The following is a 14,337-nucleotide window of genomic DNA, read 5'->3' as shown; positions in this document are numbered from 1 at the left end:
CCCAAACCCTCTTGTCCCGCCCGTCACGGCGGTGTGACGATGGCGATCGTGACCGACGACGGGGAAGACCGTACGGAAGACGCGAACAAGCCGAGATCCCGCCTGTCCGACTTCGTGGGCACGATCGCCCCTCTGTCGCAGCCCGGCGCTCAGCTTGCCGTGCGGCCCGCCGCACAGGATCCGGTACGGGATCCGGGGGCGGGGCCGGGGTCGGGCGCGGGGTCGGTGCCGGGGCCGGGTGCGGGGCCTGAGGTCGTGCCGGGGGCGGTGTCGGAGCCCGAGCCCGATCCCGAGTCTGATCCCGATCCCGATCCTGAGGGCGAGGATCCTCAAGTAGCGGCAGCCAGGCTGCGGTTCGCGGAGCTACTGGAGGAGTTCCGGCAGACACCCGTTCTCGTCCCACTGGGCGAGGGCGACGGGCCGGACAGTGAACGCGGGCTGCTCACCGCCGACTTCAACGGGCTGCGCTTCATCCTCGCCTTCTCCGACCCGCCCGCGCTGGCCCGATACGCCCAGGCGCGCGGCGAGTTCCGCAGGGAATGGCGCTACCAGCGGATCCTCGGCGCGCGGCTCCTCGACGTGGCGGTCCCGGCCGCCGGAGTGCCCTGCGGGGTCGCCCTCGACTGCGCGGACGGGCCGGACGGCATGGTCTTCCCGCCGGTACGGGGCGTCGTCCCCGACGAGGCGGCGGTGGACGCCAAGCCGGGTGCGGGCGCGGACGGGGGCGCAGGCGTGGGCGCGGGCGGGGACTTCGGGCCTGCCGGGGATCTCGCGACGGGTACGGACTTCTCGGCGAGGGGCGGGGCATGACCGACGGCACGGGCAAGGACCTGAAGACGGAAGGGCTCGCCCTGATCGCGAAGGGACTCACCGAAGCCCTGGGCGAGTTGAAGGAACTCGGCATGGCGGGTACGGCCGGCGCCGGCCGCGGCTTCGGTGACATCGCGCTCTCCGGCCTCGAACTCGGCCACGAGGGACTGACCGACGGCTTCAACGAGTTCTGCGAACGCTGGGAATGGGGTGTCCGGTCCCTGATCAACGAGGGCAACGGCTTCGCGCGGAAGACGGGCCTCGCGGCGGGCACGCTCTACGAGACCGACCAGTACGTGAAGGGCAGCCTCAAGGTCGTCGTCAACTCCGCCATCGGCAATCCGTACGCCTCCGAGGAGGAGGTGGAGAAGATGGGCTGGGGGGACATCGCCACCTCCGGCATCTACGGCGGGAACGTCGACTACAGCCGGGAGTCCTTCGAGCAGGCGCTGGACAACAGCGGACAGGCGTGGAAGGACGCCGGCCGCGACGTGATGACCTCCCACACGATCGGCCTCGGCCCGCCTGGCTTCAACCCCGCCAATCTGCATGGGGCGTTGGGCGTCTCGGACGAGGCGTACGACCAGTACCTCGACGACACCTTCGGCCCCTCGCCCGAGGCCCGCGCCAAGGCGGCCGAGCAGCAGCAGGCCGCCGGGCAGCAGGCGGCCGGGCCGCACGGGGCCGAGGGCTGATGGGACTCGGGAGCCTCGCCAACTCGTTCCTGGGCGGCGTCGAGGACGTCTACGACGCAGGGAAGAAGAAGCTCGGCGAAGGCGTCGACTGGACCACGGACCGGATCGGCGAGGGGCTCGACAAGGTCGGCGCGCACGACTGGGCCGACGCCGTCGAGGACTGGGGCGACGAGGTCGCCTCCGATCTCGGCGCCACCCCCGGCGAACAGCAGCTCGGCCAGACCGAGGAAGCCGACGAACTCGTCCACGGCAACCCGGACAAGATCCGCGAGAGCGCGAAGCACCTGAAGGACTTCCACGGCGCCTTCGACAAGGTCAGCGCCGGTCTGAAGAAGATCGATTCGACAGGCTGGCAGGGCGAGGGCGGCGACGCCTTCCGGAAGGCATTCGGCGTCCACCCCGCCAAATGGGTCCACGCCGCCGAGGCGTGCGACACGGCCGCCGGCGCGCTCACGGCGTACGCGAGCACCGTGAAATGGGCCCAGGGGCAGGCCAAGGAAGCCGTCGCGCTCTACAAGAAGGGCGTGCAGGCGTCCAAGGACGCGACCGACGCGTACAACAAGAAGGTCGACGCCTACAACGCCAAGATCAAGGCGAACGAGGACCCGGGCCCCCGGCCCGAACCCTTCAAGGACCCCGGCAAGGCCGACGTCAAAGCCGCCGTCGAGAAACTCGCCGAGGCCCGGCGGCAGCGCAACACCGCCGCCGCCGAAGCCCAGGGCAAGGTGAAGGCCGCCCTCGCGCACGCCCCCGCCGAACCGCCGCCCCTCGACCGCCTCGGCCACGACCTCGAAGACGGCTTCAAGGCCGTCGACACCGAACTGACCCACGTCGTCGGAGGCGTGCTCAAGGGCACGGGCGGACTGCTCAACTTCGTCCGGGGCCTCAACCCCACCGACCCGTACAACCTCACCCACCCCGCCGCCTACGTCCAGAACGTCAACACGGTGCTGGCCGGCCTGGTCTCCACCGCCGCCCACCCCGAACGGATCGTCCAGGCCACCGTCGACGGCTTCACCAAGGACCCCTCCGAGTTCATCGGCCGGCTCATCCCCGAACTCGTCGGCACCAAGGGCGCCGGCCTCGCGCGCGGCGGGCTGCGCCTCGCCACCCGGGAGGGGATGGAGGGCCTGGAGGTGGCGGCGCGCCGCGGTGCCCGGCAGGGCATCGAACGCGAGGCCGCGCGCGGCGTCGGCGACCCCATGCCGGAGCGCGCCGACGTCATGCAGGCGCTGCGCGAGTCCAACCCGCAGATCGTGAACAAGAAGTACGCGGACACGGACGGCCACTACTACGCGGACCGCGTGCTGGAGGGCGGCCGCCCCGACGGGGAGAAGGTGCTCGCCGGGCACGGGTACGTCGAGCGCGGCGCCGGAGAGATCACCGTCCCGGAGGGCACCAACATCACCTTCTACGTGGAGCACGGCGACAAGCTGCCCGGGCTCAACGGTCTGACCGTCGAGCGGGGCGTGTATCCCGGCGGCTATTCGCAGACGTTCAAACCCGGCGACGTCCTTCCCGACTACACGCTGGGGCCGCCCGCTTCCTCGGGCGGGGGCGGATTCAGTGTGTTCGAGAATTCGACGACCGTGGGGCAGAAGACGCGGTTGGGAGAGTTGCTGGAGCCCGGCATGGGCAATGTCCACTGGGCGGCCTGCCGTGAGATCCTCTAGCCCGGTCGGCCGGTTGGCTGAATTGGACCGGAAGGCAGGGAAATGGCGAGCGTGGGTGGAGTGCGGGTGAGCAGCGTGGATGAGAACGAAAAGCGCCACTGGGTCCAGACGACGGTGTCGCTCGTCGTCACGGCGCCCGATCTCCGCCCCGAGGAGGTCACGGACCTCCTCGGCGTCGTCCCCACCAGCACCCGCGAGCCGGGACCGGGCGCGTGGCGGGAGCCGGACGACGTCGACGGCTACTGGGGGATCGACTGCGACACCGCCCCCGGCCAGGACTTCCACGACCAGCTCGGCCGCATTCTCGAACTCGCGGAAAGCCGGCGGGGTGAACTCACGGGATTGGCGAAGCAGGGGCAGCGGGTTTCCGTGGAAATCTATGGATTCGCCGGGAACGACTGCACGCTGGCTCTGCGGCCCCAGGAAGTCCGGCGGATCGCGGACCTGGGATTTCCCCTCAGGGTCGCGGCCAATATGAATGAGCGCTGAGGATTTCTGTATGAGGGAAATAAGACGGGAAGAAGAGGGATGCAGCGGGACCGGGATCGGGATCGGGATCGGGAGAATGCTGAGGGTCCGGTGGTGAAGACGAAGCCGTGGGGCGGGCTGATCACGTCCCTGGTCGTCGTGTCGGGCCGGCAGGGGGAACCCGCGTCCCTCCTCGCCGGGCTGGGCCTCGCCGACCTGGAGGAGTTCGTTTCGGCCGACGGCATCGACGTCTACTCCGGCCCCGGCTGGGCCACCCTCACCATCGACGAGCGGCACTCCCCGGACCCGGCCGAGCAGGCCGCGACGCTCATCGGATTCCTCCGCCCGCACGCGGCGGTGGTCGACGCGCTGCGGCAGGCGGGGGAGTCGGTGAAGGTCGACATCGCGGGCGTCGCCGCGTCCCGGACCGCGCTCGTCCTCCCGCCGGACGTCCTCGCGGGCCTCGCCGACCTCGACGTACCCCTGACCTTCACGACGCTCACGGAGACGGGCGAGGACGAGGAGGACCCGCTGGCCTTCCTCGGGTTGAACTGACGGGCTGGACCGGTGGGTTGGGCCGACGGGCTGGGCTGAGGGGACCGGCCGCCGCCGGCTGGGCGACCGGCCTCCCCTCCCCCCTGCCCTTCTTCGCCCTCTACAAGGCGTGGGCGAGTTCCCCGATCCGGTCGGCCAGGTGCTGTTCGGGGTGCAGGACGCGGCTGTAGCCCGACTCCTCGACGGCGTCGACCTTGAGGCTCCGTACCGCCGCACGCAGCGCCTCGTGCCGGGCCGGCGAGGCGTCCGGCCGGGCGTCCGACCCGCTGCCCGGCCCGTTCTCCGGGCGGGCGGGGGCGCGGAAGACGGAGGTGCGCGGGCCGACGGGGTCGTCGCCGGTGACCGCCTGCAGCGCCCACTGGTCGGCGTCGCGCAGCTCGCCACGCGCCTGGTGGTAGAGGAACAGGCACTGGGCGGCGGTGGCGTTGCCCGCGCCGGCCGCGAACCCCCACCAGAACCGGGCCCCTTCGCGCTCGTCGACGAGGAAGAGCAGGCAGCCGAAGCGCAGCGCCCCGTCGTCGTCGAGGCCCTCGTGGGCGAGCTGGGCGACGTGCTCGGCGGCGTCGCGGTGGCGCAGGAGGTGGCCGGAGAGGGTGGTGAGCTGCCGGGCGGCCTCGTCGTGCAGGGTGGGGAAGTGACCGACCGGGGCCGGCGAGGAGCCGAACATCAGGGTCGACGTCACGTCGCGGACGATCTCCTGTCTGAGGCCGGCGAGGTCCTCGTCGGTGAACGGGTCGGGGTACCCGGCACCGCCCAGGACGTCGTGGATGCTGCGCACGGTGTTACTCCTTCTCTTTCTCGGTCGTGTGCTCGGGCGCGGGCCCGTTCTCGATGCCGATGCCGATGCCGATGTCGTTCTCGATGGCGAGGTCGAGGTCGAGGTCGAGGTCGAGGTCGGGGGCGATGTCGGTGTCGGCGGTGGCGGCCGGTTCCAGGGACAGACCGAGCTTGATGGCGATGCGCTCGCGGGCCAGACGCCGGTGCGCGCGGACGGTGTCGGGCTTGATGCCCATGATGCGGGCGACCTTGGCCGAGGGGTAGCCGAGGACGTAGTGCATGACGATGACGTCGTACTGCCGTTCGGGCAGCCCCGCTATGACGGTGTAGAGGCCGAGCGCCGACTCCATCACCGCGAACTGGCTGCGCATCATTTCCAGGGTGACGCGGGCGGCCTGCTCGAAGGCGGCCGTCTGCACCATCTGCGGGGACTGGTTCGCCAGCCGCAGATGCGTCTCCACACGCTGCTTGAGCAGCTTCCACGCGTACGCCTCGGGGCTCTCCTCCTTGAGCACCATCACCCAGTTCAGGGCGAGGTGGGAGTAGCAGCGGCGTACGACCGCCTTGGCGGCCTCCTTGTCGCCCAGCATGGTGTGGGCGTAGCGCAGGTGGGCGCGGGCGTAGAGGTCGTAGAACGCCTCCTGGTCCGGTGTCATCCGGTACTCGATGCCCTCGATGTGCTGGATCCTCTCCAGGAAATGACCCTCTTCCCTGAGCCCGGTCCCGGGCGGAGCGTCGTCGCTCCGCCCGTCCGGCTCCTCGGGTCGCGGCACACTGTTCATGGATTCACCCCTCCTCGCGGCGGGGACGCGGGCGGCAGGACCGCCGTGGCGGGAACGGGGGGTTCTTGCGCCTCCGAGAGGAGCTCGGTGGCGCCGATCCGTACTCCGGCGCGCAGCAGACGCCGTGTCAGGGCGCGCGCGTCGGGAGCGAAGACGCGCAGGGCGGTCAGAACGACCAGCGCGAGTGGAAGATCGTGAACGGTCACAGGTCCTTTTCCCTTGGGATCACATGACGCGGCGCCCCTCCCCTTCCAGGGGAACCGGAGGGCTCGGTGCCCTCAACCGCAGCTTTTCGAATCGGCACGGGCAAACGCGCATCGAGAAACGCATTTCTTTCGACCGATAGTGATCATGTGATTACGCAAAGGTATAGACCCTTGTGGGCCGTGATCGCTTGATCGTCAAGGGTCGGGTTCCCTCACCTGGGGAAATGGGGGTGGAGGTGGCGAGGGGTGAGTGATCGGGGTGCGCCGGATCGGTCGATCGCGGGTGGGCGGGGTGACGCACGTCACATGGCGGGGTGGGGTGGCTGTGTGCGGCGGCGGGCCCCGGCGCGCCACTCGCTACTCCTGGACCTCGCGACCCGGGGCCCCTGTCTCGCGCTCGTCGGCGGAGGGTGCCGCCGAGGGGCTGTCATGGCGTACGAACACGCTCAACTGGCGGTAGTCCGGCGTGACCAGGCGTCCGCAGTGTCGGTCGATACGTATGTCCTCGACGTTCAACTGTGGTTCGGCAGACAGGAATTGGGTGAGGCGGGCCCGCCACTCCACCTCGTCGGAGGCCCCGAAGCGCACCTCCCAGCGGCCCGCCTCGGGCCCGAACCGCGCGTCGAACCGCTCGGCGGCCCGCCGCGCCCCGGCCTGCTGCCGCTGCCTGCGCTTCCGCTGTCCCGGCATCCCGTCACCATCCTCAGGGTTTCCCGTACTGGCCAGGGCGGAGCCGGCGGGGTCAGTGCACGCAGAATTCGTTGTTTTCGGGATCCGCCATGATCGCCCACGAGCCGCCCGCCTGCGTGACCTCCTGGAGCAGGGTGGCGCCCAGCGCTTCCAGACGCGCGATCTCCGCCTTGCGGGTGCCGGGGGCCGGATGGAGATCGAGGTGGAGCCGGTTCTTGCCGTCCTGCTTCGGCTCCGGCACGCGCTGGAAGAGAATGCGACGGCCGAGCCCCGTGTCCGAGGCCGGATCGAAGGGCTCGTCCGGGTGCCGGACGGCGGCCAGGTCCCGCCACGCGGGCCGCCCGTCGACCGTGATCGTGGCGGAGACGGGAGCGGCGCCCGCCTCCAGGAGTCGGGTGACGAGAGCGCTGTGGTCCTCGCGGTGATAGTCGAGAGCGGCGGCCCAGAAAGCGGCCTGCGCGTGCGGGTCGGCGGCGTCGATGACGAGCTTCCAGTGCAGTGCGGTCATGCCTCTTTATATCCACGAACAGGCAGGGGTGGGCCGGTCGTTGACCCTGATCTCCCCCTGGGCGCCCCCTGATCCGACCCTGATCCACTCCCGCACTGGTCGACCCCGGTTCGGGTCCGGCGGGGAAGTGAATTCCTGGCCGGCGCAGTCGATTTCGCTGTCACCGCCGCCGGTGGCTGGTACTTCCTAGGGTGCAACCCGAACGGTCAATGGGCGATGGCAGCCCGAGGAGACCACGGCTGCCATCGCCCATGCTCTGACCGACCAGCTGGAGAAAGGCCCCGACGCATGAGCACATCGGCTCAGCTCCGCGACGCCCTGACGGACAGGCTCACCGAGGACGGCACCTTGGCGGACCCCGCGTGGCGGGCCGCCGCCAGGGCGGTCCCCCGGGAGCTGTTCACGGGGGCCTATTTCAGGGTGGTGGAGGGCAGCGTACCGACCGCCTGCCGGGTCGTTCGGGAGGGCGAGCCCGGATGGCTGGAGGGGGTCTACTCTGACGAGACGCTGATCACCCAACTGGACGGCCGGGTAAGGCCCGACGACGTGACCGAGGGGACCGTGACCGGCTCATTCTCGTCGTCGTCCACCCTGCCGTCACTGGTACTGCGCATGTGGCAGCAGCTCGGTGCCGAGACCGGGCACCGGGTGCTGGAGATCGGCACCGGCACCGGGTACTCGACCGCCCTCGGCGCGCACCGCCTCGGGGACGCGAACCTGACCAGCATCGAGTACGACCCCGTGGTCGGCGGGGCCGCTGCCGAAGCGCTCAAGGCGGTCGGCTTCGCGCCCCGGCTGATCATCGGTGACGGGCTGCGCGGCGACCCGGACGGGGGCCCGTACGACCGGCTGATCGCCACCTGCTCGGTCCGCTACCTCCCCCTGCCGTGGCTGCATCAGGTGAAGCCGGGCGGAAAGATCCTGGTCACCCTCTCGGGCTGGAGCTACGCCAGTGCCCTCGCCCTGCTGGAGGTGACCGGCCCGGGGGAGGCCACCGGCCGCTTCCTGCCCGGCTACACCAGCTTCATGATCGCCCGGCCGCACGACCACCCGCCCCGCCCCGCGCTCGCCCTGCTGCCCGGGGACGAGCGGCCGAGCCGGATCGATCCCACGAAGCTCGACGACTGGACCGGCCGCTGGGTCGCGCAGCTCGCGGCGCCCTCGGCCGAACGCATGGGCGTAGGGGCGGAGCAGATCCTCTGGGACGTGTCCACCGGTTCACAGGCCCGGACGGCCCCCGATGGAAAGGGCGGGTGGACCGTCGTGCAGCGCGGGCCCGTCCGCCTGTGGGACCGGGTCGAGCAGGCCGTGCGGGACTGGCAGGCCGCCGGCGAACCGCACCAGGAGCGGTTCGGCATCACGGTCTCGGCCGCCGGGCAGCGGGTGTGGCTCGGCGACGAGGACGGCCCTGGATGGGACCTGCCGATCTGACCGGGTGAGCTGGGGCGGGTGCGGCGGCCGGTACCGCGTGCCACGTCGACGCGCACCGCTGGAAGCGGAAGGCCCCCGCTCGGCGAAGTGCCGGGCGGGGGCCGTCTGTTGGGGTCTGCGTTGGAGACGGGTCGAGAGTGCCGGAACCGCCAACGGGTGGAACGGGGGCGGTGGTTCGCTCCGGCTTCCCGGCTCGGATTCCGTCAGCAGCAGGAGGACGCCGGAGGTGTCGGCGCCGTGCCGAGCTGGAGCGTCCGAGGGGCGGACGAGGGGGTCGGGGTGCGGCAGCCGCCGTCCTCCGCCTCCTGTTCGGCGGCGGGCTGGGCCTCCGCCGGTGTCTGCGTGCAGCAACCGCCCTCGGTGGTGACGGTGTCGGCGGCGGGTTCGATCGTCACCGGTGCCGTCGTGCGGCAGCCGCCCTCGATCGCCGCCGGCGTCGGTGCGCAGCAGCCGTCTCCCTCCGGCTCCTGCTCCGCGGCAGGCTCGGCCTCCGCCGGCGCCGTCGTGCAGCAACCGCCGCCCTCCGCCTGCTGGTCGGCGTTCGGCTGGTCGAAGAGGCCCGCGCCGCCGCAGACTCCCGTTTCGGGCAGGGTGAGTTCGACGCGTGCGGCGGCCTCGTGGTCGCCCGCGAGGGCGGCGGCGACCGAGCGGACCTGCTCGTAGCCGGTCAGGGCGAGGAAGGTCGGCGCGCGGCCGTACGACTTCATGCCGACCAGGTAGACCCCGGGCTCCGGGTGGGCGAGCTCCTGGGCGCCGTGCGGGTAGACCGTGCCGCAGGAGTGCTGGTTGGGGTCGATGAGCGGGGCGAGGCCGGTGGGTGCCTGGAGGCGGTCGTCGAGGCCGAGGCGCAGCTCGCCGAGGAACGACAGGTCGGGGCGCAGGCCGGTGAGGACGACGACCTCGTCGACCGGGTCCAGCCGGCGGCCGTCCTCGGCCGCCAGGATCAGCCGGCCGTCACCGTCGTCGGCGCGTTCGATCGCCTGGGTGCGGAAGCCGGTGACGGCGTCCGCGTGCCCCTCGTCGACGGCGGCCTTGGCGGCGAGGCCGAGTGCCCCGCGCGCGGGAAGCTGGTCGGCGGAGCCGCCGCCGAAGGTCGAGCCGGACAGGCCGCGCCGCAGGATCCAGGTCGCGTGGGTGCCGGTGCCGTCCGGCGCCTTCGCGAGGGAGGCCAGGGCGGCGAGCGCCGTGAAGGCGGAGGCGCCGGAGCCGATGACAGCGGTGCGGCGGCCCGCGTAGCGGGCCCGTACGGCCGGGTCGGCGAGGTCCGGTACGCGGTACGTGATCCGGTCGGCCGCACCACGCTCGCCGAGGGCGGGCAGGCCGTCGGCGCCCGCCGGGCTCGGCAGGGTCCAGGTGCCCGACGCGTCCACAACGGCGCGGGCGAGGATCCGCTCCTCGCGCCCGTCGGCGTACGCGACGTGCACGGTGAACGGCTGCTCCGCGCGGTCGGCGTCCACGACCCGGTCCCGGCCGGCCCGGGAGATTCCGGTGACGGTCGCGCCGTAACGGACGCGGTCGCCGAGGGCGTCCGCGAGCGGCTGCAGGTACCGCTCCGCCCATTCGCCGCCCGTCGGGTACGTCGTGACGTCGGGCCTCACCCAGCCGGTCGGCGCCAGGAGCTTCTCGGCGGCGGGGTCGGTGATCTCGTTCCAGGTGGAGAAGAGACGGACGTGCGCCCACCCGCGTACCGCCGTGCCCGCGCGCTCGCCGGCCTCCAGAACCAGGGGCTCCAGCTCCCGCTCGGCGAGGCGGACGGCGGCGGCCAGGCCGACGGGCCCGGCTCCGACGACCACGACGGGCAGACGATCGACGGAGGCCGCGGCGGCGGGGGTGGTGGCGGGGGTGGTGGCGGCGCTGGTGGGGTGGGTCATGACGGCTCGGCTCCCTTGTTGCTTCGATATCCGTCTCTCTCTCGCTTGCCAGCGTGGCGCCTGATTCGATGGACGTCAACATAGACGTATGTCAATATTGAAGGCATGGCGATGTCGACTCCTCCGTACCCGCTGCTGCCGCTGATCCAGGCCGAGGAAGCCGAAGCGGCGGAGGAGCCGTGCTGCCCGCCGCTGAACGAGCGCCCGTTGACGGCCGAGGAGGCCGAGCGGACCGCGAAGATGTTCAAGGCCCTCGGCGACCCGGTCCGGCTGCGGCTCTTCTCGGCGATCGCCTCGCACGAGGGCGGCGAGGCGTGCGTGTGCGACATCTCCGATGTCGGTGTCTCCCAGCCGACCGTCTCCCACCACCTGAAGAAGCTGAAGGAAGCCGGGCTCCTGTCCTCCGAACGGCGCGGCACCTGGGTCTACTACCGCGTCGAGCCGGCCGTGCTCGCCGCCATGAGCCTGGTGCTCACCCGGGCCGCGACCGCCTGACGGCCGCCTGACCCGGACCCTTGCCCCCGCGCGAAAGTTCGAGGGCCCTCCCCTCTCTTCAGGGACCGCCGTGACTCCTCCGCTCGCCTCCGTCCTCTTTGTCTGCGTCCACAACGCGGGCCGCTCGCAGATGGCCGCCGGTTTTCTGCGGCACCTGGCCGGCGACCGGGTGGAGGTCCGTTCCGCCGGATCGCTCCCCGGCGACCGGGTCAACCCGGCCGCCGTCTCGGCCATGGCCGAGACCGGCATCGACATCGCCGGTCAGCAGCCCAAGGTCCTCACCACCGAGGCCGTCCAGGCGTCGGACTACGTCATCACGATGGGCTGCGGCGACGCCTGCCCCGTCTTCCCCGGCAAGCACTACCTGGACTGGGCGCTCGACGACCCGGCAGGTCAGGGCGTCGAAGCGGTCCGCCCGATCCGGGACGCGATCCGGGCGCGCGTCGAAGCCCTGATCGCCGAGATCGACGGACGGGGGTAGGCGGTACGGACGGGGCGGGCGGGCGGGCCGGCCGGGTCGGCCGGGCCGGCGGGTGTGCGAGGAAGCTCACGGCCGAACTGGCCCGTACCGCACCTAATGTGGAGGGATGAACGATTCGCCCGACTGTCCCCTGGTCGGGGTCGTCGCCACCTACATGCCCCGGCTCTCGGAGTTCTCCTTCGAACCGGGGCTCGTGGCCGCCGTCGACCAGCACGCGGCGGCCGTGTGCGACGCCCTCGTCCCCGCCCAGCGCGGCCCGGGGGACCATGACCGGGTTCCGGGTCCGCCCGCCGGCCGGACCGTACAGCGCGAGGAACTCTCCGACTACGTGCTCGGCTTCACCGACTACCTCTCCGAGGTCGACTGGGTGGAGCCGGTCGGGCACGACTTCGCCACGCTGCGGCTGACCGCCGTCTGCTGGCTGATCAGGGAACACGACCTGCTGGTCTAGGGGCGGTCGGTGGGTCCCGGGTGGGGCGGGGCTTCCGTGCCGGGGCCGGCGCGGGTCGGCATATGCCATTCCGCCGGTGTGCGGGATCGGCATATGCCCAACCGTCCGGTGTACGGGTCGGCATATGCGGCGATCCCGCCGAAGGAACCGTCGGCCACCGGCCACCGGCCCTTCGACGGGATCCCGCGCGCGACCCTCGAGGCGCACGAGCTGCTGCGCGAGCTGCGCCGCGAGCGACGGACGTCAGACCCTCGGAGCGTCCCCGCCGCCCCGCTCCCCGCCCGCGTCCCCGGTGCCGCCCTCGCCCCGGTCCCCGTACCGCGTCGTCCGCTCCTGCGCCGACGGCATCGCGCGCTGCGCGTCCCCGCGGCCCTTCTGGTACGCGGAGATCTGCTGCCTCGCCTTGCCCGACTCCGACTCGGCGACCGACAGCCAACGCTCCCAGCGCGACCGCATCGGGGTGATCAGACCACCGCCGACACCGACGATCGCGATACCGGCGATCGTCGCGAGGGCCGCCGTGAGGACCGGCCCGGTGATCGCGGTGGCGATCCCCGCCTGGCCGAGCGCCGCGATCACACCGAGCGCGACGATGAAGGCCCAGGCCGCCGTCCCGAGCACCCTGCCGTACGACAGACCGCCGAGCGCACCCGTCACGATGTCCCGGACGGCGCGGGCGATGGCCGTGGCCACGACCACGATGACGCAGGCCACGAGCGCGCGCGGCAGCCAGGCGACGATGCCGTGGATCATCACGCTGATCGGGTTCGGGCCGAAGACCCCGAAGGCCAGCTGGAGGACGATCAGCAGGATCGCGTAGTAGAAGATCTTGACGATGATGCCGGTGGCGTCGTACTTCGAGCCCTTCAGCGCGTTCGCGATGCCGCTGCGCTCCGACATCCGCTCGAAGCCCACCTTCCGCAGGATGCGGTCGGCGATCCGGGCCAGGATCTTCGCTATGAACCAGCCGATGAGCAGGATGGCCAGGAAGCCGATGAACTTCGGGACGAAGGCGGCGATGGCCGACCAGGCGTTCGTGAATCCCTGACCGAAGTCGACCGAGAGGGCGAGTGGGGAGAGGGAGGCGAGGGGGAGGGGCTGCGGCATGGCGCGTTCACTCTCCTCAGGAGAGGCTTCGGGCCCGCACGGGGAGCGAGCCCCCGGAATCCCTGAGTAGCACCGCTCCCGTCACCCCCGCGCGCGTACGGCCGCCCGGCTCGGCCGAAGGGGTGGAAAGCGGCGCCGAATCCGCCGCTCCACCGGAGTGTCGGCTTGCCGGGACATCGGCCTGCCGGAAGGCCAGAGGACCAGAGGACTGGAGGACCGGCCCACCGGAAACCCGGCTCGCCGGAAGGCCGAAAACCCGGCCCGCCGGAAGATCAGCCCGCCGACGAGGGGGTGGTCGGAGCGGCCGGGCCCGCAGGAGTGGCGGGGCCGGCCGGGGCCGCCGCCTCGGCCGCCCGCGCCACCACCCGTGCTGCCGCGGCCTGGACCTCGGCCTCCGCCGCCTGGGCCTCGGCCTTGGCGACCTGGGTCCGGCTGCGCCGCGCCGTGCGCAGCGCGTCCCAGGTGAGGGTCGACAGCGCGAGCCACACCAGGGCGAAGCCCGCCCACCGCTCCGCCGGCATCGCCTCGTGGAAGTAGAGGATGCCCAGCAGGAACTGGAAGACCGGCGCCAGGTACTGGAGCAGGCCGAGCGTCGACAGCGGTACGCGGATCGCGGCCGCGCCGAAGCAGATCAGCGGCACCGCCGTGATCAGCCCGCTCGACGCGAGCAGCGACGCGTGGCCCACGCCGTGCGCGCCGAAGGACATCGTGCCCTGGGTGGCCAGCCAGATCAGATACGCGAGCGCGGGCAGGAACAGGACGGCGGTCTCGGCGGCGAGCGATTCGAGGCCGCCGAGGTTGAGCTTCTTCTTCACCAGGCCGTACACAGCGAACGAGAACGCCAGGGTCAGCGACACCCACGGCGGGCGCCCCGCGCCCACGGCGAGCACGACCACGGCCGAGAAGCCGACGCCGACCGCCACCCATTGCGCCGGGCGCAGCCGCTCCTTGAGGACGAGGACGCCGAGGGCGATGGTGACGAGCGGGTTGATGAAGTAGCCGAGGGACGCCTCGACGACCCGGCCGTTGTTGACGGCCCAGATGTACAGACCCCAGTTCACGCTGATGACGGCCGCGGCGACGGTGATCATCGCCAGCTTGCGCGGGCTGCTCACCAGCTCCCGTATCCAGGCCCAGCGGCGCAGCGCGAGCAGGGCGATCACGACGACGGCGAGCGACCAGACCATCCGGTGGGCCAGGATCTCGACCGCGCCGGCCGGCTTGACCAGCGGCCAGAAGAGCGGGACCAGTCCCCACATGCTGTAGGCGCCGATCCCGTAGAGCAGTCCTGACCGTGTCTCGCTGGTTTCCTTCACCGGACCTCCCGCCCCTGACGG

At 71.9% G+C, this 14,337-nt stretch carries 17 protein-coding genes; 9 read left to right on the top strand and 8 right to left on the bottom strand.

What is annotated here, in order from left to right:
- The first annotated feature begins 48 nt into the window (after positions 1-48).
- The 5 genes from ABZ990_RS24535 to ABZ990_RS24515 all read left to right on the top strand — a co-directional run bounded on the left by ABZ990_RS24535 (position 49) and on the right by ABZ990_RS24515 (position 4,201).
- Positions 49-810, top strand: coding sequence for a hypothetical protein (locus tag ABZ990_RS24535; RefSeq protein ID WP_361235416.1), 762 nt, complete (start codon positions 49-51; stop codon positions 808-810).
- Positions 807-1,505, top strand: a complete 699-nt coding sequence (locus ABZ990_RS24530; RefSeq protein WP_361235413.1) for a hypothetical protein — start codon at positions 807-809, stop codon at positions 1,503-1,505. The genes ABZ990_RS24535 and ABZ990_RS24530 overlap by 4 nt, the downstream gene beginning before the upstream one ends.
- Positions 1,505-3,178 (top strand): putative T7SS-secreted protein, encoded by a 1,674-nt coding sequence (locus tag ABZ990_RS24525; RefSeq protein ID WP_361235410.1) that lies wholly within the window; start codon positions 1,505-1,507, stop codon positions 3,176-3,178. Before ABZ990_RS24530 ends, ABZ990_RS24525 begins: the two co-directional genes overlap by 1 nt.
- 75 nt (positions 3,179-3,253) lie before the next feature.
- Entirely contained in the window at positions 3,254-3,667 is a 414-nt protein-coding gene (locus tag ABZ990_RS24520; protein WP_361235407.1) for a DUF4279 domain-containing protein, read from the top strand.
- A 93-nt stretch (positions 3,668-3,760) separates the two neighbouring features.
- Complete coding sequence (locus tag ABZ990_RS24515; RefSeq protein WP_361235404.1) at positions 3,761-4,201, top strand: hypothetical protein; 441 nt, start codon at positions 3,761-3,763, stop codon at positions 4,199-4,201.
- 100 nt (positions 4,202-4,301) lie between these two features.
- Here ABZ990_RS24515 and ABZ990_RS24510 read toward each other — a convergent pair whose 3' ends face one another.
- The 5 genes from ABZ990_RS24510 to ABZ990_RS24490 form a co-directional block, all read right to left on the bottom strand.
- Positions 4,302-4,979 carry a hypothetical protein gene (locus tag ABZ990_RS24510; protein ID WP_361235401.1) on the bottom strand — a complete coding sequence of 226 codons (678 nt, stop codon included), beginning with the start codon at positions 4,977-4,979 and terminating at the stop codon, positions 4,302-4,304.
- Positions 4,980-4,983: 4 nt separating this feature from the next.
- Positions 4,984-5,760 (bottom strand): sigma-70 family RNA polymerase sigma factor, encoded by a 777-nt coding sequence (locus tag ABZ990_RS24505; protein ID WP_361235398.1) that lies wholly within the window; start codon positions 5,758-5,760, stop codon positions 4,984-4,986.
- The gene (locus ABZ990_RS24500; RefSeq protein WP_361235395.1) at positions 5,757-5,966 is read right to left on the bottom strand and encodes a hypothetical protein; all 210 of its coding nucleotides are present in this window, start codon (positions 5,964-5,966) and stop codon (positions 5,757-5,759) included. Before ABZ990_RS24500 ends, ABZ990_RS24505 begins: the two co-directional genes overlap by 4 nt.
- 357 nt (positions 5,967-6,323) lie before the next feature.
- The gene (locus ABZ990_RS24495) at positions 6,324-6,656 is read right to left on the bottom strand and encodes a hypothetical protein (protein ID WP_361235392.1); all 333 of its coding nucleotides are present in this window, start codon (positions 6,654-6,656) and stop codon (positions 6,324-6,326) included.
- A 52-nt stretch (positions 6,657-6,708) separates the two neighbouring features.
- Positions 6,709-7,164 carry a VOC family protein gene (locus tag ABZ990_RS24490; protein WP_361235389.1) on the bottom strand — a complete coding sequence of 152 codons (456 nt, stop codon included), beginning with the start codon at positions 7,162-7,164 and terminating at the stop codon, positions 6,709-6,711.
- Between the two features lie 288 nt (positions 7,165-7,452).
- Here ABZ990_RS24490 and tgmC point away from each other — a divergent pair, with 288 nt between their 5' ends.
- Positions 7,453-8,595, top strand: a complete 1,143-nt coding sequence (gene tgmC / locus ABZ990_RS24485) for an ATP-grasp peptide maturase system methyltransferase (protein WP_361235386.1) — start codon at positions 7,453-7,455, stop codon at positions 8,593-8,595.
- A 203-nt stretch (positions 8,596-8,798) separates the two neighbouring features.
- Here tgmC and ABZ990_RS24480 read toward each other — a convergent pair whose 3' ends face one another.
- On the bottom strand, positions 8,799-10,466 hold the full coding sequence (locus ABZ990_RS24480) for an NAD(P)-binding domain-containing protein (RefSeq protein WP_361235383.1): 1,668 nt from the start codon (positions 10,464-10,466) through the stop codon (positions 8,799-8,801).
- A 111-nt stretch (positions 10,467-10,577) separates the two neighbouring features.
- Here ABZ990_RS24480 and ABZ990_RS24475 point away from each other — a divergent pair, with 111 nt between their 5' ends.
- The 3 genes from ABZ990_RS24475 to ABZ990_RS24465 all read left to right on the top strand — a co-directional run bounded on the left by ABZ990_RS24475 (position 10,578) and on the right by ABZ990_RS24465 (position 11,893).
- Positions 10,578-10,961, top strand: coding sequence for a metalloregulator ArsR/SmtB family transcription factor (locus ABZ990_RS24475; protein WP_361235514.1), 384 nt, complete (start codon positions 10,578-10,580; stop codon positions 10,959-10,961).
- A gap of 130 nt (positions 10,962-11,091) precedes the next feature.
- Complete coding sequence (locus tag ABZ990_RS24470; protein ID WP_361235511.1) at positions 11,092-11,442, top strand: arsenate reductase ArsC; 351 nt, start codon at positions 11,092-11,094, stop codon at positions 11,440-11,442.
- A gap of 106 nt (positions 11,443-11,548) precedes the next feature.
- Positions 11,549-11,893: a DUF6401 family natural product biosynthesis protein gene (locus ABZ990_RS24465; RefSeq protein WP_361235380.1), complete on the top strand. Its 345-nt coding sequence runs from the start codon at positions 11,549-11,551 to the stop codon at positions 11,891-11,893.
- A 243-nt stretch (positions 11,894-12,136) separates the two neighbouring features.
- Here ABZ990_RS24465 and ABZ990_RS24460 read toward each other — a convergent pair whose 3' ends face one another.
- Positions 12,137-13,000: a hypothetical protein gene (locus ABZ990_RS24460; protein ID WP_361235377.1), complete on the bottom strand. Its 864-nt coding sequence runs from the start codon at positions 12,998-13,000 to the stop codon at positions 12,137-12,139.
- A 272-nt stretch (positions 13,001-13,272) separates the two neighbouring features.
- Positions 13,273-14,316 (bottom strand): EamA family transporter RarD, encoded by a 1,044-nt coding sequence (rarD, locus tag ABZ990_RS24455; protein ID WP_361235374.1) that lies wholly within the window; start codon positions 14,314-14,316, stop codon positions 13,273-13,275.
- Positions 14,317-14,337 lie beyond the last annotated feature (21 nt).

The sequence above is a fragment of the Streptomyces sp. NPDC046203 genome, from assembly GCF_040646255.1.
Taxonomy (GTDB): domain Bacteria; phylum Actinomycetota; class Actinomycetes; order Streptomycetales; family Streptomycetaceae; genus Streptomyces.
This window is presented reverse-complemented; position numbering and strand designations above follow the sequence as displayed.

Coding starts and splice junctions, on each gene's coding strand:
- ABZ990_RS24530 (WP_361235413.1), top strand. CDS start 807: ATGACCGACGGCACGGGCAAGGACCTGAAGACGGAAGGGCTCGCCCTG.
- ABZ990_RS24525 (WP_361235410.1), top strand. CDS start 1,505: ATGGGACTCGGGAGCCTCGCCAACTCGTTCCTGGGCGGCGTCGAGGAC.
- ABZ990_RS24505 (WP_361235398.1), bottom strand. CDS start 5,760: ATGAACAGTGTGCCGCGACCCGAGGAGCCGGACGGGCGGAGCGACGAC.
- ABZ990_RS24495 (WP_361235392.1), bottom strand. CDS start 6,656: ATGCCGGGACAGCGGAAGCGCAGGCAGCGGCAGCAGGCCGGGGCGCGG.
- ABZ990_RS24490 (WP_361235389.1), bottom strand. CDS start 7,164: ATGACCGCACTGCACTGGAAGCTCGTCATCGACGCCGCCGACCCGCAC.
- tgmC (WP_361235386.1), top strand. CDS start 7,453: ATGAGCACATCGGCTCAGCTCCGCGACGCCCTGACGGACAGGCTCACC.
- ABZ990_RS24480 (WP_361235383.1), bottom strand. CDS start 10,466: ATGACCCACCCCACCAGCGCCGCCACCACCCCCGCCACCACCCCCGCC.
- ABZ990_RS24475 (WP_361235514.1), top strand. CDS start 10,578: ATGTCGACTCCTCCGTACCCGCTGCTGCCGCTGATCCAGGCCGAGGAA.
- ABZ990_RS24470 (WP_361235511.1), top strand. CDS start 11,092: ATGGCCGCCGGTTTTCTGCGGCACCTGGCCGGCGACCGGGTGGAGGTC.
- ABZ990_RS24465 (WP_361235380.1), top strand. CDS start 11,549: ATGAACGATTCGCCCGACTGTCCCCTGGTCGGGGTCGTCGCCACCTAC.
- ABZ990_RS24460 (WP_361235377.1), bottom strand. CDS start 13,000: ATGCCGCAGCCCCTCCCCCTCGCCTCCCTCTCCCCACTCGCCCTCTCG.